Raw genomic sequence first — 23,958 nt, 5'->3', positions numbered from 1 at the left:
CGACAAAATCATAATACGGATAATGAATCATCAAAGAATTCTATCATCAAGATTCAATATGTCGCTGGGATTCATCCCCGTTATAATATCCATCATATTATGCGAGTTTATAACGCAGGACATGTCCATCTACATCGGTACAGGTGTAGGACTCTTCTTTAGCATCTATTCGGTGAGGCATAGAGGGACTCATGTTCCACAAATCATACTTTACTGCACTACCGGAATGTTACTGCTATTATCGGTAACAACCCTATTCCTCGTAAACTACTGTCCACGTTTTATGCTTCCGTTCACACTGGAAATCAGCGCTATCATTCCCCCATTCGTCATCTACCTCAATAGGAGAAAATTTCTGGACTACCACATGTCTCAGACACAGAAATGCTGCAAGCAGCTTTTTGCACAAGGGGCAGAAGCCGCCATCGTATCCTCACGCGTAATCCTTATCATAAGCCTGCTGCATTTTCTGATTATCTCCTTGGCGATTCTGGTCAGTTACCCTTTGGGAGACACTACCCGCCACATTCTGTTTTATGTGGCGCCTCCCCTCGTCTTTATATTAGGCATTCTGTTCAACCAATTCGGTATCTTCTATTTCAATATAGTGATGAACCACACGGTTTTCGTACCGATAGTCAACACCAAAGGAGATGTCATGGGGAAAGCCATCGCTTCAGAAGCCATCAACCGGAAAAACGACTATATCAATCCGGTCATCCGGATTGCCGTTGCCTCACACGGCATGCTGTTTCTCCTCCCCCGCCCCAAATGCAACGTTTTCGAGAAAGACAAAATCGACTTACTGATGGAGGGTTACCTGATATATGGAGAAACATTGGAACAAGGCGCACACAGAATTTTACGGCAAACGCTTCCCACCGCCCCATTAGACCATTTGCACTTCAACTTCATGTATCATTTTGAGAATGAAGCCACCGACCGCCTGGTCTATCTCTTCACGCTAGACCTGGACGATGACTCCATCTTATGCAATAAGAATTTCAAGGGTGGAAAGCTATGGACGTTCCAGCAAATGGAACACAACCTGGGACGGAACTTCTTCAGCAGTTGCCTGGAATATGAATTCGAGCACCTGGAAGCTATTATTTATACAAGAGAAAAATACAAGGAATCTTAGAAAGGTCGGGAGTCTTTCCCTGCCACTCCCTCACTGTCTTGGTTTTGATATACTCCCCTTCACAAGTAATGTTCGCCGCAATGCAGAGCTTGGTCTGCGGACGGCAGTTATGAAGAATATCCTCTATCATCTTATTATTGCGGTAAGGCGTTTCAATGAAAAGCTGGGTCTGATGTTCATTATAGACGCGTTGTTCCAGCATTTTCAGCTTTTTGGCACGCTCTGCCGGTTCAATGGGAAGATAACCGTGGAAGGCAAAGCTCTGACCGTTGAAACCGGAACCCATAACAGAGAGGATAATAGAAGAAGGTCCCACCAAGGGGACCACTCTCAAGTTTTTCCGTTGTGCAATAGCCACTACGTCCGCTCCCGGATCGGCCACAGCCGGACAACCGGCTTCGGAGATTACGCCCATCGGCTGCCCCTCCACCAGCGGCTTCAGATAGCCGGAGATGTCTTCAGGCGACGTATGCTTGTTCAACGTATAGAATGTCAGCGCATCAATATCTATTCCCTTGTCCACCTTCTTCAGAAACCGACGTGCCGAGCGCACATCCTCCACGATGAAATGACGGATTCCCAGTATTATCTCCTTATTATAAGGAGGCAACACTGCTTCAATAGGCGTATCGCCCAAGGTGACAGGCAAAAGATAAAGTGCGATTTCCATTAGCCGTAGATGATATTTCCGTTTTCGTCCTTATACTCATCCAAACCCTTCTCATAGGTAGCCATGGCGCGAAGACTCATACCTACGCTGGAAAAACCTCCATCGTGGAACAAGTTCTGCATGGTAACCTTGCGGGTGAGGTCGGAAAACATGACGATACAGTAGTCGGCACATTCATCGGCAGAAGCATTACCAAGCGGAGACATGCGGTTGGCGAAGTCGAACAGCTTGTCCATACCTTTCACACCGGAACCGGCAGTGGTCATCGTAGGAGACTGGGAAATGGTGTTGACACGTACATGGTGTTCGCGTCCGTAGATGTAACCGAAACTGCGGGCGATAGATTCCAGCAGTGCCTTGGCATCTGCCATATCGTTGTAACCGTAAAACGTACGTTGCGCAGCCACATAACTCAGAGCCAGGATTGAACCGTAGTCGGCAATGGCGTTGAGCTTCTTGGCAGCTTGTATCATCTTGTGGAAAGAGACAGCGGAAATATCCAGCGTCTTTTCCAACATATCGTAATCCAAATCATCATATGTACGTTTCTTACGCACATTGGGAGACATACCAATGGAGTGCAGCACGAAGTCGACCGGGCCACCCAATACTTCCATAGAGCGTTTGAATACATTTTCCAAATCTTCTACACTTGTAGCATCTGCGGGAATCACCTCGCAGTTCAGTTTCTCCGAAAGAGCGGACACTTCGCCCATACGTACGGCAACCGGCGTATTCGACAAAGTGATGGTTGCACCTTCTTCTACTGCTTTTTCTGCTACTTTCCAGGCAATGGACTGCTCATTCAGAGCACCGAAAATAATGCCTCTTTTTCCTTTCAACAAATTGTAACTCATACCTATTTTTAGTAAAATTCGGCTGCAAAGATAGGAAGTTTTTGCATAAAAAGCCCGAAAGTGTGCAAAGAAAAGGGAAGAACGGCAAAAAATACACCAATCACCCACTGCAAAACTACTGCAACGCTTGTGCAGTGCCACTGCAATACTGTTGCAGTCACGCTGCAAAACAGTTGCAGTATCACTGCAAACATATTTGCAGTAACGCTGCACCCCATCTGCAGTACTACTGCAAAACGCATGCAACAGGAATGCAGTAATAATGCACTGATTATCAGCCCAGGGCTTGCTATTCTGCAAATACCTGATGAAACCCGAGGCAGCATTTGAACATGAGCGCAAAAAGCCCTATATTTGCAGCAAACTAAAAAATAGAGAAAGCAATGAAGAAGTTGATTATATTTGACCTGGACGGAACTTTACTGAATACAATAGCCGATTTGGCACAAAGTACAAACCATGCCCTGCAAGCGCTCGGCTATCCCACCCACCCGGAATCGGCCTATAACTTCATGGTTGGCAACGGAATCAACAAACTGTTCGAGCGCGCCCTCCCAGAAGGGGAAAAGAGCGAAGAAAACGTCCTGCGTGTCCGCAAGAAGTTTGTGCCTTATTATGACGTGCACAATGCAGATAAAAGCCGCCCTTACCCCGGCATCCCCGAACTGCTGGAACAGTTGCAGGAGAAAGAGATGATATTGGCAGTGGCTTCCAACAAATATCAATCGGCTACCGTGAAACTGATTTCACACTATTTCCCCAACATACGTTTTACCGCCGTCTTCGGACAGCGGGAAGGGGTCAACGTGAAGCCCGACCCAACAGTGGTGCATGACATTCTGGACATCACCCGGATATCCCGTGAAGACGTACTATATGTAGGAGACTCCGGAGTGGATATGCAGACAGCCGCCAATGCCGGAGTCACCGCCTGCGGAGTCACTTGGGGATTCCGTCCCCGCACAGAACTGGAAGAGTTTCATCCGGCACATATCGTAGACAATGCTACGGACATTGCCGTTATCGCTGCTCTTTGAGAGGGCACTCCCTCCCCGAGGTGATAAGGAACAGGAAGTGATGACAACAACTATCACCCAAGATATGTAGGGTCAGAACAATTCCCACATCACACCTTTATCTCCCCCCATCACAAGATAGGCATGCCCGTAAATTTTCAGAATATAACCAATATAACTATCAATCCTCCACATCTTTTCCCCATAAATCAATATCAGATGGAGCTTTCCATAAGCTCCATCCGACCAATAGTCCTATTGCCAATAAAAAAATCAAATATATCATTATAGTCCGGTTTGTTTCAATGTTTTATAATAACACTGCGAACGGTATGAAAGTTCACTCCACCCGAATTTGGAGAAAAAGGCACGTACACGAGGATTAGTTTCCTCCCCCGACTCTCTTAATCGAAATACATGCAGATACAATAAATTTACAAATCGAATCTTTCTTCATGCAATCATTCATTTTTTGTATTAGAACAGTTTTATTTCCCAAAACAAAAGTAATGCTTTCTTTCCAAACGGATATGTAGTTTTCAACGTAGAAGATGTGTTATTTGGTTTTCGTGTACGAAAACGAGCAATTTTGTGCACGATAACGACCAATTTCGTCCAAAATTGTTCCATTTACTAATAATTATGCTTTTCAAGTTTGATTAATTGAGAAAAGGTCTTATTTTTGACCCGGTTTTTAATTCATACTATTGCAAAAACAAGCTCAATTACCTAATTAAATCACAAGAGAATGGAACAAGTTTTCGGCTATATCATCGGCTTAGGAGCAGCAGTGATGATGCCTATAATCTTTACAATTTTGGGAGTATGCATCGGTATTAAATTCAGTAAGGCATTAAAGAGCGGTCTGCTGGTAGGTGTCGGGTTCGTAGGTCTGTCAGTTGTCACTGCATTGTTGACCAGCAGCCTCGGTCCTGCTCTGAGCCAAGTCGTTGAAATTTATGGTCTTCAGCTGAAAGTATTCGACATGGGATGGCCAGCAGCTGCTGCTGTAGCCTATAACACATCGGTAGGTGCATTCATCATTCCGGTATGTTTGGGAGTAAATCTTCTGATGTTATTAACGAAAACGACCCGTACGGTCAATATCGACCTTTGGAACTACTGGCATTTCGCATTTATCGGCGCAGTCGTTTATTTTGCCAGCGACAATATCTGGTGGGGCTTCTTCGCCGCTATCATCTGCTACATCATTACCCTGATTATGGCCGACTATACCGCCGACAAATTCCAAGGATTCTACGACAAGATGGAGGGTATCTCCATTCCCCAGCCTTTCTGCGCAGGTTTCGTACCATTTGCCGTAGTCATCAATAAAGCATTGGACAAAATCCCCGGTTTTGACAAATTGAACATCGATGCGGAAGGCATGAAGAAGAAATTCGGTTTGCTGGGTGAGCCTCTGTTCTTGGGTATTCTGGTTGGTTGCGGTATCGGTGCCTTGTCTTGCAAGAACAGCCAGGAACTGGTAGACAAGATACCTTATATATTAGGTTTGGGTATCAAGATGGGCGCCGTAATGGAACTGATTCCGCGTATCACCGCTTTGTTCATCGAAGGTTTGAAACCTATTTCCGATGCTACCCGCGAGCTGATTGCCAAGAAATTCAAAGGTGCTGTCGGCCTGAATATCGGTATGAGCCCCGCATTGGTTATCGGCCATCCTGCAACGCTGGTGGTTTCCCTGCTGCTGATTCCCGTAACCATACTGCTGGCTGTCATCCTGCCGGGTAACCAGTTCCTGCCTTTGGCGTCGCTGGCCGGAATGTTCTACCTCTTCCCGCTGGTACTGCCCATCACGAAAGGAAATGTAGTAAAGACATTCATCATCGGACTCGTTGTACTGACCATCGGTCTTTATTTCGTAACAGACCTCGCCCCCTATTTCACACAAGCAGCCCACGATGTATACGAGAAGACACAAGACGCTGCCGTGAATATCCCTGCCGGCTTTGAAGGCGGCGCACTGGACTTTGCATCCAGCCCCTTCGCTTGGGTCATTTTCCACCTGACCTACTCGTTGAAATGGATAGGCTCCGGTATCCTTGTATTATGCACATTGTTCCTGATGATTATGAACCGTCGTGCCATTATCAAATACCAGAAATCAATCAAAAATTAAAAGTTAAATAGTAACGGATTATGAAAAAGTTAGTACTTGCATTTATGATGGGAGCAGCTGCCATGGCAGCCAATGCCCAAGTGAATTACAAAGTGCAGACCGCCTGCCATCCGCAGGACGTGAAGCATTATGACACGGAACTTCTACGCAGCAGATTCATGATGGACAAAGTCATGGCTCCGGATGAAATCAACGTAACCTACACCCTCTACGACCGGTTGATTTACGGTGGCGCCATGCCGGTGAACAAGACATTGAAATTGGAAGTGTTCCGTGAACTGGGTCCGGAAATCACTTACTTCCTCGAACGCCGCGAACTGGGTGTCATCAATACCGGCGGTGACGGAGTGGTTACTGTAGACGGCAAGGAATACCCCATGAAGTATAAGGAAGCCCTTTACGTAGGCTGCGGAAATAAGGAAGTAACCTTCAAGAGCAACGACGCTACCAATCCCGCCAAGTTCTACATCAACTCGGCTCCGGCCTACAAGCCCTATGTTACTCAGCTGATTACTACCGATGCCAAGCTTCAGAAAGCCAACCCCAAGAAATATGCACTGGGCATCTCCGACCATTATGGAAAAATGGAGGACAGTAACGACCGCATCGTAAACCAGCTGATTGTGAAAGATGTACTGGAAAGAGTGAAAGACGGTGGTACCAACCAGTTGCAGATGGGACTCACGGAACTGGCTCCCGGTTCTGTATGGAATACCATGCCTGCCCACACACACACTCGCCGCATGGAAGCTTACTACTACTTCAACCTGAAACCCGGCAACGCTATCTGTCACTTGATGGGCGAACCGCAGGAAGAACGTCTGATATGGCTGCACAACGAACAAGCCATCACTTCTCCCGAATGGTCTATCCACGCTGCTGCCGGAACCAGCAACTATACTTTCATTTGGGGTATGGGCGGTGAAAACCTGAAATACAGCGACAAAGACGAAATCAAATACATCGATATGAAATAAAGTTGCCCTGTAGCGCCCGATGAGGTTGTGTCAAAACGTTGGCACAACCTCTTTTATATTTTAAGTTCTGCTATATTTTCTTTTGGCTATGCTACTTTTTCCTCATGCATTTGGCAGCAAGTTGCTATATTCCAATTATATCGGGTTATAAATAGTCCCATAAACAAATATTTGGCAACTGTAATGAGCCCCTTTCCTTCTTTTATCAGTTTAGCACACATTTTTTTGATATTAAAGGCTATAGCAAAGAAAGCAAAGTCCATTGTAACCTTGTCTTCTCCCACATGCCGGAATCTTCTGTATGCCATGTTGTATTTCATTTGTCCAAACACAGCTTCTGGTTCTATACACCTCCTGCCTCTATGCTTGATACCTTCTTCTGAGAGCAACCTTTCCCGTGCCTGCCGTTTGTATTGATTTAATCGGTGGTTGACTTCTATAATACGGTTCCCCCGAGCTTTAAAACAACTGCCACGCAAAGGGCAACCTTCGCATCTTTTTGCTTTATACCGGGCACTTTCGGTGATGTATCCGCTCGCTGTCTTGTCACGTTTGGTTCCTATACGGTTCATGTGCTGTCCCATAGGACAAACGTAATAATCCTCTTGGGCATTGTAATGGAGACTTTCGGCATGGAACGGGTTGGGAGTATAACGGGGACGCTGTTCTTTATGGAAGTAATTGTACTTGATGAAGGTTTCTATCCCATTCTCCTGCATGAACCGGTAATTTTCTTCCGAACCGTAACCGGAGTCTGCCACGCAGATATTCGGTAAACGGTTATAGCGGTACTGGAAAGAGTGGAAAAAAGGTATGAGGGTCAGTGTATCGGTAGGGTTGGGAAACAGACGGAAGTCTGTGATAAATTGGTTTTCAGTACCTATTTGCAGATTATATCCGGGTTTGGTCTGCCCGTTCTTCATGGCATCTTCTTTCATGCGCATGAATGTGGCACCAGGATCGGTCTTGGAATAGGAGTTACGTTCTCCAAGGGTATCAAGGTGATTGTCATATTCTATCAGCTTGTCACGATACCCTTCAAGTTCCCTGACCTGCTTCTTCTTTTTGCGCAGGGCTTTCTTTTCTTCCTTATCCTTTGTTGCAGGCTGGCGTTCCAGGGCTTCTTTAAGTTCATCCACTATGTCAGAGAGCCTGCAGGAAGTAAACTCCACGGATGTGTCTTTTATAGAGTTCTCCTGTGCAATGGTTTCATCCACCTGCTCCAAGAGAATACGGATTTTATCCATTAGTCTCGTACGGTTCCGTTCGACTGTCTTGCGCCAGACAAAAGTATATTTGTTGGCTTTGGATTCAATCTTGGTGCCGTCAATATACTCCACATCAAGGCTGATGAAACCTTTATCGGCAAGGACAAAAATCAACTGGGTAAATACATTATTTATTTCCTCCTTTACACGGTTACGAAAACGGTTGATCGTGATAAAATCCGGATGCTCATTACCGGCAAGCCAAATATAATGAATGTCACGAAGGAGGTGCTTCTCTATTTTACGGCAAGAATAGATATTATTCATGTAGGCGTAGATTATCACCTTAAGCATCATTTTAGGATGATAAGGACAACGGCCCGTTTCCTTATAAAGCTTCTTGAAACTCTCAAGATTGAGGTTGTCAATAACAGCATTCACGATGCGGACCGGGTCGTTCGCAGCTATGTTTTCATCAATTCTTTGTGGAAAAAGAACGGTTTGGTTGGGAATGTAAGGACGAAAATGTAACTTTGCCATAACGAAAAACTTTATGCCTAAAGATACGAAAACTTTGGGTAATAACAAAGCCCGGGCTTGAGAAAGTCTGGGCTTTGCGCATAAAAAAAGGCTGTGTCAGCATTTTGACACAACCTCATTTTTGTCATTTTCAGCATCCTAATTTACCCAATATTACACCTCGAACAACACACAAACCTACATTTGTATCAAAATATAAATCTATTATCATGAGTACATTTCAAAACACCGCAGGGCGGATGACCAATTACCGTTGGATTATCTGCGCCATGCTATTCTTCGCGACAACCGTCAACTACCTCGACCGCCAGGTTCTTTCATTGACCTGGAAAGATTTTATCTCCCCCGAATTCCACTGGACCGATACACACTACGGCTACATCACGGCCATCTTTTCCATCGTCTATGCCTTAGGCAATCTGTTTGCCGGACGTTTCATCGACTGGATGGGAACGAAGAAAGGATATTTATGGGCCATCGCCGTATGGTCCACCGGCGCCTGTATGCACGCCCTTTGCGGACTTGCCACAGAAGTGACCCTCGGCATTGAAAATGCCGCCAACATGATTAGTGCTACCGGTGCATTGGCCTCTACCATAGCCATCACCAGTGTTTACTACTTCATTGCCGCCCGTATCATACTGGGCATCGGTGAAGCAGGAAACTTTCCTGCCGCCATCAAGGTTACCGCCGAATATTTTCCCAAGAAAGACCGTGCCTTCTCCACTTCCATCTTCAATGCCGGCTCTACCATCGGAGCACTGATAGCCCCATTGTGTATCCCTACCCTGGCCCGCTACTTCCAACGCATGGGCGTGGGCAACGGCTGGGAAATGGCTTTTATCGTTATCGGCGGATTGGGTTTCATCTGGATGGGACTATGGATGTTCATGTACAAGAAACCTGATGAAAATCCACACGTAAACGCAGCTGAGCTGGCATATATAGAACAAGACAAAGAGGAGGATAAAAAGGCGACTACTCCGGCAACCAAGGACGAAAAGAGCATTTCTTTCCTGCAATGTTTCAAATATCCGCAGACTTGGGCTGTATTTTTCGGCAAATTCATGACTGACGGTGTATGGTGGTTCTTCCTCTTCTGGGCACCCGCATACATTTCGGACGTTTACGGATTCTCCTCAGATACTCCCACGGCACAGATGCTTATCTTTGTGCTCTATGCCATCACGATGTTGTCCGTCTATGGCGGAAAATTGCCCACCATCATTATCAACAAGACCGGCAAGAACCCCTACGCCGCACGCATGCAGGCCATGTTCATCTTTGCACTGTTCCCGCTATTGGCATTGTTTGCACAGCCATTGGGCAACAAGGAAGTATTTGGCGAACAAGCCTATTGGTTCCCGATTATCATCATAGGTATTGCAGGCGCTGCCCATCAGTCCTGGTCGGCCAACATCTATTCTGTGGTAGGTGATATGTTTCCCAAGAGCACCATTGCCACCATTGTGGGAATCGGAGGTATGGCGGGCGGTATCAGCTCATTCCTCATCAACATGAGTTCCGGTTTGCTGTTCGACTATGCCGACAAGACACAAATGGTATTTCTCGGATTTCAGGGCAAGCCTGCCGGATATTTCATCATCTTCTGTATATGTGCAGTGTCCTACCTGATAGGCTGGTGCATCATGAAGGCACTGGTTCCGAAGTACAAACCGATTATAGTGGACTAATCAGAAGTCTCTTTATAGATATTCAAAATCATGCGGAGTTTGCAAACTGCATTACATGCCTTGCAAACTCCGCACAAAAAAGCCCTTTCTCACGAAATGGCTTTTCTTTGTTCAATTACAGTCAAAAACAAAAAACTGTAAATGGAACACAATTTAAGATGAAAAAAAGGGAAGTCTCACGACTTCCACAATTCTTCTAACCTTAAATCTAAATCTCTATGAAAAAAACGTAATGCAAAGATAATGGTTTATCCCACACAGCGTTATTAATAAACTCTATAAAGAAGCAGAGAATATTTAAGATTTACTAATAAGACGGTTACGAATGGCAAACTACAGACAAGAGCTCGGCATAAATAGGGTTAAGTTTCAATAGTTGCGGCACTCCTGTCATAAACATCTGCTTGCGGGCACGAGTAAGGGCAACATTCAATTTCCGGTCAATCCGAGTACCGTTTTCCTCCGTCATATTTGCCAGAAACTTCAACTGATAAGCCCGGTTCACACAGAAAGAGTAGATAATGACATCCCGTTCGCTACCTTGGAAGCGCTCCACGGTGTCTACCAATATATCCTCCAAAGGAGCAATACCCAAAGCGGCAATCTCTTTCTTAATCAAGGCTATCTGACTGCGATAAGGAGTGATGACACCTAAAGTGACAGCCGGGTTGAAACCGGAAACAGCCGCATACTGCCGATAGATAGCCGCTGCCAACCGTGCCACAATCCGCGCCTCCGAATGGTTCATCTTGGCCGACTGTGCCGGCGGTTCGACTGCGGAAGGCAGAAAAGCGACACGACGAGTGAGCAAGCCGGCAAACTCACAATCACACAATTCAGGAGCAAGGGTCAGCTCACCCTGCTGGTGCGGCAAGCCAACCGGCTCCAGCAGACCACCGTAAAAAGCACGATTAGGAAACAAAGCTACCTCGATATTCATGCGTCCCTGACGACAGAGCATGTCATAGGAGGGATGAGGGATAAGGGATGAAGGATGAGAGGTTGATGTCTGGCGATTGGCGCTCTCCCTGGAGAGGTTTCTATAAAGGCGTTCGAAAAGGGAATCTTTCAAATTATACAATCCGATGGCCTGCAAAGCTTCGTCACACACTTCCGACTGCTCGGACGATTGCAAGACCACTGCGGGCAGCTGCTTATGGTCACCTATCAAAATAAATTTGCCGATGGCATCCGCGCCTGCAGGATTACGGGTACAGAGTAATCCCAGCAGTTGTGGTTCCAAAATTTGAGTAGCCTCATCCACAATCGCTACATCAAAAGTCTTCAACCGGAAAAGCTCGGTCTTGGAAGAAAGCGTGGCAACCGTACCGACAAAAACACGGCAACGGGCAATGCGCTCTTGCACCTGCCGCCGAGTGGCACAAGGTTCCAGCACATTCTCAATCAGATACGGGCGGAATGACTCATCACAAGACAACTCACTGCCTAAACGGATAAAGTCTATTTCAGGCTCAATGGAGGTCAGCGCCTTACTGATTTCATCTACGGCACGATTGGTATACGAAAGCAGCAAAATCTGTTTCCCCTCCCGGTAAAAGGCTTCTACCATGCCCCGTAGCGCGCGGGAGGTCTTACCGGTACCCGGAGGACCGATTAAAAGGAAATAGTCGCGGGCAGCCTGCGCTTTCAGAGTAATCCGCGAAAAATCATCCGGAGCGGTCGCAATAGCGGCATCCAAAGAAGCATCGAATTCGGGAGGGCGCTGCCCCAACAACAAGTCACGTCGTCTTTGGGTGGCAGAAAGAAAAGCGGAAAGTCCCAGATACATGCTACGAAAGGAGGTGTCCATATAGTCGTGCTCTATGGCATAAAGGCTAGCAGCAGGCAATACACCCGCATTCTGCTGAGTGGCACGAAGACGGATGCAGACTTCGTCATCGGATATGCGCTCTATATTACCTTTGAATACCATCTTGTTGGTAACGTTGTCGGTATCCGTATTCCGTTCGTAAAGAACCACCGCATCACCCTGACGGAAATTGGGCAAACTCCCCCCTACTCCCGGCTCCGCGGAGTATTCCCTCCCCCTCCCTACCGGGGAGGGGGTACGGGGGGAGAGGCTTAAATACGGTTTATGCGCATCTGCCGCATGATTCTCGCAAATAGCCAAATCGTACAGAATTTCACCTGCCTCACATTTCTCAGCCAGTGTGGAAAGCCAGAGGGCGGCAGCGCCGGTACGTCCTTCATAATCCACATCTCCAGATTTGGAGGTATAGAGTTCCTTGGTTATAAAATTATAGAGCGTATAAAAATAGCTTTGTTCCAACGACGAAAGCGAACGGATGCGTTGCGCTACGGCATCGATGGAGGGGTAAAGGAAGCGTTTCCACAAGGTATTGTCCAAACCGCGCTCATTCAGGGTGTCCGGATGGATGTCCTTCAGACGCTCTGCCGTATACTGAGGGCTGTTCTGTAACTGGATGCCATATTCATTGGCTACAATTCGGTTGCGCACATCCATCACACGGCGCACCATTGCCCACGAAGGACGCGCCGGATAAAGCAACGGATAACGGGTATAGAGCAGATAAGCCTTTACATGCCGATGGTCCATTCCCATAGAATACTCCAACACAGCCTGATAGAGCAACATCTGTACCTTATTGTTTTCTTTAGGCTCCACCTTACCACGGATGGAATACTCGTCCGCCTTACCGGACTTCATTTCAATGAACGAGGTCATATCCCGCTGCATGTAGTCCAGACGCCCTTGCAAACCCAATGCTTCACAGATGTAAGAGGGTTCCAGCACGGCATCAGTCCTATCGAGTTCATAGCCGGATGCACGGAATGTTTCTGTCACCGTCCGGCGGATATTGTCGAAATGGCGCTTGCAATCGGAAAAGAATTCGGCTTCCTTCTCCCGGTCGCGCAGGTCGGCACATGCTGCCAGCTCAATGGGATAAGAACGGAAGGCCTTCTTCATGCATGCCAAATAATCGGGTGCCTCCTTGGCATGAATCCACTCGTCCAGAAAGAGGTTGGCAATATTACCCAACAGTAACGGACGGGTATTGTCCGGCGACTGGAGCCGTGCCAGGATATAGTTGGCAGGATGATGTCCGTAATCCTTAAAGCATTCGGCAAGCGAACTGATGTCTATCAAGTAATCGGGCTCAAGTACAATAAAGGAAGGAGTAAGTATGCCGGCTTCGTCCACCGTAACATCCAGCAGATTGACCTGGGCATGCCGCCACAGAATCCGGCAGGTTTCTGCAAACTCTTCATTAATCTGAGGTACATTGTAACGGACACGTAACGGCTCATCGGCCACAGTGTCTACTGGCAGTACATATAAGTAAGTATCATCGGCATACTGAAAACAGACGCGCATGCGCTTTATCTGCTCTTTGGCGGGCGGCGCCACTATATAGGTGGCATCCGCACGGGGCAGCAGGCGATAAAGCCCGGCAGGTATCTCCTCCCCTGTCAAGCGCTTGACAAAGAATGCCAGTGTCTTGGCATCACGCAACAACTGTTCACATTGCGGTTCCGTCTGGCGGTTCAGAATAGCATTGGAGGTCAGCCGGAAGGTATGCAGACGGTTCTGTTCCACGGTGGAAAGTCCGGCCTTCGAAGCCACGAAACTGATACGTGCAGAAAGGTCCGTCATCTGCAAGCTTCCGTCGGGCATCTGTGTACGGCACAAACGCTCCAGCAATTCGCGCAATTGCCGATAGGCCACATCCAGGGAGCTTTCCTCAACGTGGCAGGCTTCCTGCAATATACTAAAATATTCTTTTACTTCACAATCCGTCATTCCTCTGTCTCCACTTCTTCCGCTTCATCATCAGTTTTTTTATCCTTTATCATCAGGATACTCAACTCATAGAGCAGATAAAGCGGCACCGCCACTACTGTCAAGGTAAACGGGTCACCGGTCGGAGTAATGATGGCCGAGGCAATAACAATGATGACAACAGCATGACGGCGGTATTTCCGCAAAAAGGTCTTGTGCACCAGTCCCAGCAGGGAAAGCAGCCATGTCACCAGCGGCAGTTCGAATGCCAGCCCCATGCAAAGCACCAGCATCATGAAATTGTCAATGTACGAGTTCAGGGAAATTTGATTCTCGATGGCTGCACTCAATTGATAAGTAGAAAGGAAACGCAAAGTCAGTGGATAGACCATAAAATACCCCAGCGACACACCGATGAAAAACATCACCGTACCTATACCCAGCGCTTTCCTCACCCCTTTACGCTCGTTTGGATAAAGGGCAGGGCTTACAAAGCGCCAGATTTCATAGAATATATAAGGAGCAGCCGTAACCACCGACATCCAGAAAGCGGTAGACATGTGGACAAAGAACGGTGCGGCAAGATTGATATTGATGAGTTTCACATGAAACTCTTGAGTAAAGAATTCATCCTTCAAATCCAATTTCTGCCCTATCCAACGGAGCAGGTCATAGAAAACAAAGTCGTTATGGCAAGGAGCCAGTATCACGTTGTCAAACAGATAAGGCATGGCAATAAAATAACCGATAGCCAATACAAACCACACACCAAGCACACGAAACAGTACCCGGCGCAACTCGTCCAAGTGATCCCAAAAGGTTAGCTCTTTTTCTGCCATAAACACCAATGCATTTACTATTTTACGATTTACTATTTGGGCTACGCAGTGGAATGAAAGATAACAAGTCTACCCATACTTCTGCAATTTGCAGAGTATCAAATAGTAAATCGTAAATAGTCAAATAGTAAATCCTTTTATTTCTTTTCAGCTGGTTTATCCAAATCTTCCTGAGCCTTGTTTATCTCTTCTTTGGCTTCATTCACACCATCCTTGAAGCTCTTCACTCCTTTGCCCAAACCACGCATCAATTCGGGAATTTTCTTACCGCCAAACAATAGTAAGATGACCAATGCAATAATTATCCATTCGGAGCCGCTGGGCAGAAAGCCTAATAAAAGTAAGTTTGTCATAGTTATATCTGATTAATTATAATGCAAAGATAGAAAAATTAAGGATTAGGGATTAAGGATTAAGGATTAATTTTATTGTAATCTCCATCCCCTAATCCCTGCCCCCTATCTTCAGTCTTGATAATAAACACGTTTTACCCGCGTAGAAACGCTTGTCAACACCTCATAAGGAATAGTTGCAAGCGCATCGGAAAGAACGGTTATAGGCAGATGATTACCAAAAATTTCCACACTGTCACCCTCCTTGCAATCGATGTCCGTTACATCAATCATACAGACATCCATGCAGATATTCCCTACATAGACAGCCCGTTGGCCGTTTACAAGACAATAGGCATGTCCGTTTCCAAGATGGCGATTCAGACCGTCGGCATAACCAATGGGAAGAGCCGCTATACGTGACGGACGGGTGAGATGCCCTTTCCGGCTATACCCAACCGTATCCTCTTCAGGAACATCACGTATTTGGAGGATGGTAGTCTTTAACGTGCTCACATTATTCATAATGGAATTGTCTATGGGATTGACACCATAAAGACCGATACCCAGACGCACCATATCGAATTGCGCCCCCGGGAAACGCTCGATACCTGCAGAATTGCAGATATGGCGAAGTATCTTATGCGGAAAAGCTCCCTGCAATTCCATGGACGCTTTTTCGAACATTTCTATCTGCCGGCGTGTAAAACTGTCGAATTGCTGCGAATCGCTCCCTACCAAATGTGAGAAGACGGAACGGGCAATCACGGCATTCTGTCCCTTCAGCCGTTCTATCAGCCGGGGCATATCCTCCGGAGCAAACCCCAGGCGGTGCATACCGGTATCCAGCTTTATGTGGATGGGGAAGTTTGTGATACCTTCCTTTTCCGCTTCTTTAATCAAAGCGTCCAGCAGATGGAAGCTATATACTTCGGGCTCCAGCTTGTAATCGAACATGGTCTTGAAAGCAGTCATCTCAGGATTCATGATAATGATGTTCGCTGTGATACCCGCTTTGCGGAGTTCGGAGCCTTCGTCGGCAACTGCCACAGCAAGATAATCGACATGATGTTCCTGCAAAGTCTTGGCTATCTCATAAGAACCTGCACCGTAAGCGGAGGCTTTCACCATGCAGACCATCTTTGTTTCCGGCTTCAACTTGCCACGATAATAGTTCAGATTGGCAATCATCGCTCCAAGATTAACCTCCAGGATAGTTTCGTGCACCTTCTTCTCCAATACTTCCGTCAAGGAGTCAAAACCGAACTTACGTGCACCCTTAATCAGAATAATTTCGTTTTCAAGGCGCAGTTCCCCACGCTGGATAGTGCGTATCAAAGCTGCCGTATCCGGATAAAAGGTCTTCTCTATATTAAAGCGTGCAGCGCAGGAAGAGATTTCATTTCCTACACCTATGATGCGTTCAATGCCGCGGCTGTTTACCAGCTGTGCCACTTGTCGGTAAAGTGTCGGCGTATTCTGACCGGTCTCCAATATATCCGAAAGAATCAAGGTCCGCCTCAATCCCTTACTTTGCGAACGGCGGTAAAGAAAATCGAGTGCAATATCCAATGAGCCAAGGTCAGAATTATAACTGTCGTTAATCAACAGACAGTTGTTTTTTCCCTCCTTGACTTCCAAACGCATGGCGATGGGTTCCAGCTTTGCCATACGTTCCGTAATCCGTTCGGCAGGAAGCATCAGATAGAGGCATGCGGCCAGACAGTTCAGCGAGTTCTCGATGGAAGCATCATCTATGAACGGCAAGGTAAACGTATTGTCCATATCCAGATAACGATAGGAAATGACAGTACAGTCATCCTGTTTCTCCACTTTACTTATATATAAAGGACGTTCCATATCCTTCCGGCTCCACGCAATCTCACGTGCAGAAAGCATGGACTTCGCCACACAGTTGCTGACGAACTCATCGTCACCATTATAAATCACTACATCACAATTCTTGAAAAGCATCAACTTCTCCATACACTTCTCCTGTAACGAGAAGAAATTTTCCTGGTGAGCCCCTCCTATATTGGTCAGGATGCCTATGGTAGGCTTAATGATGTTCTGCAAAGCGCGCATTTCCCCCGGTTCGGAAATACCGGCTTCAAAAATAGCAAGTTCAGACTGTTCGTTCATCTGCCACACAGACAAAGGTACTCCAATCTGGGAGTTATAACTACGGGGAGAACGGATAATGGCACGTTCCGGACTGAGCAACTGGTGCAGCCATTCCTTCACAACTGTCTTTCCGTTGCTTCCCGTAATACCGATGACTGGTATCTGGAACCGGTTCCTATGCTGTTCTGCCAGTTTTTGCAGGGCTTTCAGCGGATTGGAAACAATAAGGTAGTTGACAGTGGAAGATTGAAAATGGATAGCGGGTTGCTGCGCATCATTATCAATTTTCAATTCTCCATGCTCAATTAATCTAAAGCTTTCTTCGCTAAGCACAAAATTACGTACTCCACGGGCATATAAATCTGCGATATAGCGCGCACCGTCATTCCTCTTGGTGGTCAAGGCAAAGAATAATGTTTCCTCAGGAAAATTCAGGGAACGGCTGTCTGTGAGCAGCCAGTCTATGGTAGCCGGCACGTTTCCCACACGCCGTGCGCCAATACTTTCGGTTATGCTTTCAATCGAATACGACATATTTCTCTCTCTTTTTGGAAATCTAAGTACGGGTATTTTCCGTTAAGTTGGTCTATTTTTAACACAATTTGTCCTAAAAAACGCTTATACTCTTCTGAAGCAGGATAAAATGGCTTATGCGACAACATCTTACGGATATTTTCACTTTCTTCCATAATCCGTAACGCATCGGCAGAGATGCACGACCGAATAAACCTTTCCCAGATATAGCGAATGGCTATTTCAGAAGGATGCACCATGTCTTCTGCATAGAAGCGATAGTCACGAAGCTCGTCGAGCAACAGCTCGTATGCCGGAAAATAGAAAACATGTTTTGGGAAAGTGGCTTGCAACTGATTCACGGCAAGCAGCAAGGTAGCTTTACTGAGCTGGTTGGCATGCATTCCGTCACGCACGTGGCGGATGGGGCTGACGGTAAACAATATTTTCAGCCGGGGAATCCGCGCCAGCAAACCGGAAAGCAAAGAGGTGTAGTCAGACACTATTTCACTGACGGAAAGCATGTGACGAGTAAAGCAAGACTCAGGTTGCTTATGGCAGTTGGCAACTATAGTTCCCGTCTTTTTATTTTCATATACCCAAGCAGAGCCGAAAGTCAGTAGCAGACAATCCAACCGATCCAATCTTTCATGGGCGCTTTTCAAACGTCCGTTAATACCTGCCAATGTTTCCTCTGCAGAGACTGAGGAGAAGCTACCATGATGCATGGCACTGTGCCAAAGTCCATGAAAGAGGAAAATGTCGTTTTCATTGTAGCATTTGCCCGCAATGATTTCACGCAATGCCACAGAAATGGAAAAAGGATTATAAAGCACACCATAAGGATTGACGTCACAACAGAACTTGGCATCCGCCAGCCTTTGTCCCATCTCGGATGCAAAACAAGAACCCATCAGCAACAGATTATTCTCTTGCGAAAGAAGGGGCATACCGGAAACTACTTCTACAGGCGTATAAAGATTCATAAGCTCGGAATAAAAAAACATTCACATTCGGGAAAAAGGATGTACCAACCTACTTGCTACGCCACAAAGATAGTAAATTTCAATATATAACGGTCGAAACATAAAAAAGGCAGGTAATATAACCTTCCATTATATCACCTACCTTAAATACTATATATTCCATTAATACCAATTAACCGTAGGATCAGCCACCCAATTTGCAAAATCTGGATATTTATTATTAATAGCCTGACGCTCAGAAGTCCAGTCATATCTTGTCTCTACACGTATCTTCTGCGGAGCTTTGCCTACCTCCGCTTTCAGTGTATATACTTCAGCATTTTGACCTTCCACTTTGATATTTACGGCACCAGTACCGTTAACTCTATACATCACCGGAGCCTTAGTTGCTCCAGCACCCGTATTTATCATTGTAGTACTAGAAACACTAAAGATCTCATGAACTTCACGACTATCACCGCCTACCTCAATATACAAAGGCAAAGTACCACCCGCAGCCTGCAGGGTAATGATAGTTGTTCCTCCATTGGTCGCTACATCAAACACGACATCGTTGAAATCAAAATCGTCACTGTCTCCAAGGTCTTCCGCTATGATTCTGTACGCATTTGTATATACGGCCGGAGAGATCTTTACAATCCAATCACTATAATACCCATCTGCAGCTACTTGTTGATTTGGGTTCTGGCCGGTAGCTTCAAAGTCAAATCCCACATAATAAGCACCCTCAATATATTGTATAGTATAATTATAGTGCATTTTACTATCCAGAGAAGCCCTATAGCCAAAAGAAGACGTCCCACTATTCTGCATTAGCATTATAGCTCCCTCAGCAGCATTAAAATTATTGATATGATCATCTGATGCCGCAACCAAAAAATCCATATCAGAGCGTGAGCCACTTACATGTTGAACAAAAAAGTCGGTCCAATCCACACCAATGGATTGTGGATTCTGATGTGTTTCAAACCATTTCGTAACCACTTCTTTTTCTATAGCCGTAACACTCCCCGGTACTTCCGCAAAATCTCTCCATTGATTGCTATTAGTGTTAGCAACACGCGTTGTCGGTGTTACCCCAAATCCCCAATCCTGATTAACTGCAATTTTTCCATACTTCCGCACGAAAGCCGATGCATACTGTGCCTCTTTCTTAGCCACCGCCTTTTCCGGGTCGAACAGATCGCTATCAGAACCGCAAGCGGAAAAAAACACTACGCTCACAATAGCCAAAATTCCAAAGTTAAACTTTTTCTTCATATCATTCATTGTTTATTCATTTAGCAATTCGTGGTTACGCCCCATTCCGGCACATATTACAACTAAGAATGCCATCATGTACAATTCATAATCGTATAACATATTGATAAATAGGACATATTCTACTTTGCAAATATAGATAATATTATATTAACAACAGTCCAAGCTCCTAAAAAAGTTGCAATAAATAGTTTGCAAAGTTGCATTTTTCAACAAGTGTTAAGTTTAAAGCATCTCTTATCATAGATGCACACATACGAGAGTACAAGTCAATCTTTGAAAGGATTAATATCTTTGCTTGCCAAAACTAAATCATTCCTATATGGAGAAAAAATCGTTCCACCATGGTGGAACGATTTTTCTACCAGGATGGAACAATATTTTCTCCATGGAGGAACGATTTACCATCAGGCATCTTTTTCCTTAATTATAGGCAGAACAAGAAATGCAATTTATACAGAGAAAGTAAAAACAGAAGTGAACAAAAGAGGCTTTTTTTCCTTCTAAAACTTCCCGTCATCCGTTTTCTTTTGCTATTTTTGCATTTTGTAATCTTCAGATTAGAAATGAGAACAGAACCAACAACATATAACTTGCTTAGCACCATTACATTTCCCGAGGATTTACGCCAACTCAGCGTAGAAGAGCTTCCTGAAGTCTGTAAAGAATTGAGGCAAGACATTATAAAGGAGGTTTCGTGTAACCCCGGACATTTCGCAGCCAGTCTGGGCACGGTAGAGCTGACCGTTGCCTTGCACTACGTATTCAATACTCCGTACGACCGCATAGTCTGGGATGTAGGCCATCAGGCATACGGGCACAAGATACTGACCGGACGCCGTGAAGCATTCTCCACCAACCGTAAATTCAAGGGAGTTCGTCCTTTTCCCTCACCAGAGGAAAGCGATTATGACACATTCACCTGCGGACATGCGTCAAATTCAATCTCCGCCGCCCTTGGCATGGCTGTTGCCGCTGCCGAAAAAGGCGAGAAGGACCGCCATGTAGTGGCCATCATCGGCGACGGAAGCATGAGCGGCGGCTTAGCTTTTGAAGGACTGAACAACGCTTCGTCCACCCCAAACAACCTTCTTATCATTCTCAACGACAATGATATGTCGATAGACAGAAGTGTAGGTGGCATGAAGCAGTATCTTTTCAACCTAACTACCAGCAACCGCTATAACCAGCTGCGCTTCAAAACTTCCAGACTGCTATTCAAAATGGGACTTTTGAACGAGGACCGCCGCAAAGCGCTGATTCGCTTTGCCAACAGTCTGAAATCAATGGCCGCCCAGCAGCAGAATATCTTTGAAGGGATGAACATCCGCTACTTCGGTCCTATCAATGGACACGATGTGAAAAACATAGCCCGTGTCCTGCGGGACATCAAAGATATGCAGGGACCGAAAATACTGCATCTGCACACTGTAAAAGGAAAAGGATTCGAACCTGCCGAGAAGAATCCCGATATCTGGCATGCACCGGGCAAGTTCGATCCGAAAACCGGAAAACGCCTCAAGGCAGATACCAGCAACCTGCCTCCGCTTTACCAGGACGTGTTTGGGGAAACACTGGTAGAACTGGCAAAGGAAAATCCGAGAATCGTCGGAGTAACCCCTGCCATGCCCACTGGCTGCTCTATGAACAAGCTGATGGACACCATGCCCGACCGTGCCTTCGATGTGGGTATTGCCGAAGGACATGCAGCCACTTTCTCGGGCGGTATGGCAAAAGAAGGAATGCAACCTTTCTGCAACATCTACTCCTCCTTCATGCAGCGGGCATACGATAATGTCATCCATGACATCGCCCTGCTCCGCCTCCCCGTCGTACTTTGTCTGGACCGCGCCGGACTGGTGGGAGAAGACGGACCGACCCACCACGGAGTTTTCGACCTGGCCTATTTCCGTCCGATTCCCAACCTGACCATATCTTCACCGATGGACGAACATGAATTGCGCCGCCTGATGTACACGGCACAATTGTCAGACAAAGGTCCGTTCGTCATCCGCTATCCCCGCGGACGCGGCGTATTACTGGACTGGAAATGTCCGCTGGAAGAAATCCCCGTAGGTAAAGGGCGTAAACTGAAGGAAGGTAAAGACCTGGCAGTCATCACCCTCGGTCCCATAGGCAACGTAGCCGCACGTGCCATAGAGCGCGCAGAGAAAGACAAAGGGATCTCCATAGCCCATTACGACCTGCGTTTTCTCAAACCGCTCGACGAAGCCTTGCTGCACGAGGTAGGACTCAACTTCCAGCATGTCGTCACCATAGAAGACGGTGTCAAAAAAGGAGGAATGGGCAGTGCCATACTGGAGTTCATGGCAGACAATGACTATATCCCCCATATCAGACGTATCGGTGTACCCGATGCCTTCATAGAGCACGGCACCATACAAGAGTTGCATCATCTTTGCGGAATGGACGAAGAAGGAATCTATAATCAATTGATAATTGATAGTTGAAAATTGACCGTTTAAGTATCTACCCCATATGTCAACTATTAATTATCAACTATCAACTAATTAAAAGTGAAAATAATTATTGCAGGTGCCGGCGCAGTAGGCACACACTTGGCTAAATTGCTGTCCCGCGAGAAGCAGGACATCATTCTGATGGACGACAACGAAGAAAAGTTGAGCACCCTAAACTCCAACTTTGACTTAATGACGGCTACGGCCTCCCCTACATCCATAAAAGGCTTGAAAGAAGTGGGAGTGAGAGAAGCCGACTTGTTCATAGCCGTCACCCCTGATGAAAGCCGGAACATGACCGCATGCATGCTGGCAAACAATCTGGGAGCACAGAAGACCGTAGCCCGCATTGACAACTACGAATACCTGCTGCCCAAAAACAAGGAATTTTTCCAGAAGCTGGGTGTCGATTCACTCATCTACCCGGAAATGCTTGCCGCCAAAGAGATCGTATCCTCCATCCGCATGAGCTGGGTACGCCAATGGTGGGAATTCTGCGGAGGCGCCTTGATACTGATAGGCACCAAAATACGCGAAAAAGCCGAGATACTGGACATCCCTCTCCACAAACTGGGCGGACCGGAGCTGCCCTATCACGTGGTAGCCATCAAACGGGGAAGCGAGACACTGATTCCCCGCGGTGACGATACCATCAAGCTACATGACATCGTATACTTTACCACCATCAGGAAATACGTCCCCTACATCCGCAAAATAGCTGGCAAGGAAGATTATGCTGATGTGCGCAACGTAATGATTATGGGTGGAAGCCGAATTGCCGTACGCACCGCCCAATACGTCCCGGACTACATGCAGGTGAAAATCGTGGACAACGACTTGAACCGCTGCAACCGTCTGACCGAGTTGCTTGACGACCGCACCATGATTATCAATGGCGACGGGCGGGATATGGACTTACTTGTGGAAGAGGGACTGAAAAACACGGAAGCCTTCGTTGCCTTGACCGGCAATTCGGAGACCAATATTCTAGCCTGCCTTGCCGCCAAACGCATGGGAGTCAGCAAAACCGTAGCAGAAGTGGAGAATATAGACTACATAGGCATGGCTGAAAGCCTTGACATCGGCACTGTCATCAACAAAAAGATGATTGCCGCCAGCCACATTTATCAGATGATGCTGGATGCGGACGTCAGCAATGTGAAATGCCTGACCTTTGCCAATGCCGATGTAGCGGAATTTACCGTTAAGGCCGGCTCAAAGATTACCAAACATCCGGTAAAAGACCTCGGCCTCCCGAAAGGAACCACCATCGGCGGACTTATCCGTCAGGGGGAAGGCGTCGTGGTTATGGGTAATACCTTGATACAACCGGGTGACCATGTGGTGGTATTCTGTCTAAACATGATGATTAAGAAAATCGAAAAATACTTTAACTAATAGAGAATGAGTCGTTGGTA

16 protein-coding genes are annotated in these 23,958 nt (G+C 46.4%); 7 read left to right on the top strand and 9 right to left on the bottom strand.

The window, feature by feature from the left end; genetic code table 11:
- The first annotated feature begins 22 nt into the window (after window positions 1-22).
- Window positions 23-1,141: a hypothetical protein gene (locus tag H1A11_RS00940; protein WP_117599450.1), complete on the top strand. Its 1,119-nt coding sequence runs from the start codon at window positions 23-25 to the stop codon at window positions 1,139-1,141.
- On the opposite strand, the gene H1A11_RS00935 is transcribed toward H1A11_RS00940, so the two are convergent.
- Together H1A11_RS00935 and H1A11_RS00930 are read right to left on the bottom strand one after the other, a co-directional pair.
- Window positions 1,107-1,811, bottom strand: coding sequence for an SAM-dependent methyltransferase (locus tag H1A11_RS00935; protein WP_117599337.1), 705 nt, complete (start codon window positions 1,809-1,811; stop codon window positions 1,107-1,109). The genes H1A11_RS00940 and H1A11_RS00935 overlap by 35 nt on opposite strands.
- The gene (locus H1A11_RS00930) at window positions 1,811-2,668 is read right to left on the bottom strand and encodes an enoyl-ACP reductase (protein WP_025835705.1); all 858 of its coding nucleotides are present in this window, start codon (window positions 2,666-2,668) and stop codon (window positions 1,811-1,813) included. The genes H1A11_RS00935 and H1A11_RS00930 overlap by 1 nt, the downstream gene beginning before the upstream one ends.
- Before the next feature lie 383 nt (window positions 2,669-3,051).
- Between H1A11_RS00930 and H1A11_RS00925 the strand changes: the two genes are divergently transcribed.
- From H1A11_RS00925 to kduI, 3 genes are all read left to right on the top strand, one after another.
- Entirely contained in the window at window positions 3,052-3,705 is a 654-nt protein-coding gene (locus H1A11_RS00925; RefSeq protein ID WP_181757607.1) for an HAD family hydrolase, read from the top strand.
- A gap of 727 nt (window positions 3,706-4,432) precedes the next feature.
- Entirely contained in the window at window positions 4,433-5,824 is a 1,392-nt protein-coding gene (locus H1A11_RS00920) for a PTS galactitol transporter subunit IIC (RefSeq protein WP_117599335.1), read from the top strand.
- A 20-nt stretch (window positions 5,825-5,844) separates the two neighbouring features.
- Window positions 5,845-6,801, top strand: coding sequence for a 5-dehydro-4-deoxy-D-glucuronate isomerase (gene kduI / locus H1A11_RS00915; RefSeq protein ID WP_005823932.1), 957 nt, complete (start codon window positions 5,845-5,847; stop codon window positions 6,799-6,801).
- An 86-nt stretch (window positions 6,802-6,887) separates the two neighbouring features.
- Here the strand turns inward: kduI and H1A11_RS00910 are convergent, their stop codons facing one another.
- Window positions 6,888-8,549, bottom strand: coding sequence for an IS1182 family transposase (locus H1A11_RS00910; protein WP_181757606.1), 1,662 nt, complete (start codon window positions 8,547-8,549; stop codon window positions 6,888-6,890).
- 209 nt (window positions 8,550-8,758) lie between these two features.
- On the opposite strand from H1A11_RS00910, the gene H1A11_RS00905 reads away from it, so the two are divergent.
- Window positions 8,759-10,243: an MFS transporter gene (locus H1A11_RS00905; RefSeq protein WP_117599334.1), complete on the top strand. Its 1,485-nt coding sequence runs from the start codon at window positions 8,759-8,761 to the stop codon at window positions 10,241-10,243.
- Window positions 10,244-10,562: 319 nt separating this feature from the next.
- Here H1A11_RS00905 and H1A11_RS00900 read toward each other — a convergent pair whose 3' ends face one another.
- The 6 genes from H1A11_RS00900 to H1A11_RS00875 form a co-directional block, all read right to left on the bottom strand.
- On the bottom strand, window positions 10,563-14,027 hold the full coding sequence (locus tag H1A11_RS00900) for a DEAD/DEAH box helicase (protein WP_181757605.1): 3,465 nt from the start codon (window positions 14,025-14,027) through the stop codon (window positions 10,563-10,565).
- Window positions 14,024-14,845 carry a twin-arginine translocase subunit TatC gene (gene tatC / locus H1A11_RS00895; RefSeq protein ID WP_005823936.1) on the bottom strand — a complete coding sequence of 274 codons (822 nt, stop codon included), beginning with the start codon at window positions 14,843-14,845 and terminating at the stop codon, window positions 14,024-14,026. The genes H1A11_RS00900 and tatC overlap by 4 nt, the downstream gene beginning before the upstream one ends.
- Before the next feature lie 137 nt (window positions 14,846-14,982).
- Window positions 14,983-15,198, bottom strand: coding sequence for a twin-arginine translocase TatA/TatE family subunit (locus H1A11_RS00890; RefSeq protein WP_005823939.1), 216 nt, complete (start codon window positions 15,196-15,198; stop codon window positions 14,983-14,985).
- A 111-nt stretch (window positions 15,199-15,309) separates the two neighbouring features.
- Window positions 15,310-17,835: a bifunctional UDP-N-acetylmuramoyl-tripeptide:D-alanyl-D-alanine ligase/alanine racemase gene (locus H1A11_RS00885; RefSeq protein ID WP_117599332.1), complete on the bottom strand. Its 2,526-nt coding sequence runs from the start codon at window positions 17,833-17,835 to the stop codon at window positions 15,310-15,312.
- Window positions 17,811-18,800, bottom strand: a complete 990-nt coding sequence (locus H1A11_RS00880) for a GSCFA domain-containing protein (RefSeq protein ID WP_117599331.1) — start codon at window positions 18,798-18,800, stop codon at window positions 17,811-17,813. The genes H1A11_RS00885 and H1A11_RS00880 overlap by 25 nt, the downstream gene beginning before the upstream one ends.
- A 162-nt stretch (window positions 18,801-18,962) precedes the next feature.
- Entirely contained in the window at window positions 18,963-20,060 is a 1,098-nt protein-coding gene (locus H1A11_RS00875) for a hypothetical protein (protein ID WP_034525358.1), read from the bottom strand.
- 566 nt (window positions 20,061-20,626) lie between these two features.
- Between H1A11_RS00875 and dxs the strand changes: the two genes are divergently transcribed.
- Window positions 20,627-22,531 carry a 1-deoxy-D-xylulose-5-phosphate synthase gene (dxs, locus tag H1A11_RS00870; protein WP_034525360.1) on the top strand — a complete coding sequence of 635 codons (1,905 nt, stop codon included), beginning with the start codon at window positions 20,627-20,629 and terminating at the stop codon, window positions 22,529-22,531.
- Between the two features lie 66 nt (window positions 22,532-22,597).
- Window positions 22,598-23,938: a Trk system potassium transporter TrkA gene (trkA, locus tag H1A11_RS00865; RefSeq protein WP_005823949.1), complete on the top strand. Its 1,341-nt coding sequence runs from the start codon at window positions 22,598-22,600 to the stop codon at window positions 23,936-23,938.
- Window positions 23,939-23,958 lie beyond the last annotated feature (20 nt).

Origin of the sequence: Bacteroides sp. CACC 737 (genome assembly GCF_013874375.1) — a bacterium.
GTDB lineage: Bacteria > Bacteroidota > Bacteroidia > Bacteroidales > Bacteroidaceae > Bacteroides > Bacteroides uniformis.
This window is presented reverse-complemented; position numbering and strand designations above follow the sequence as displayed.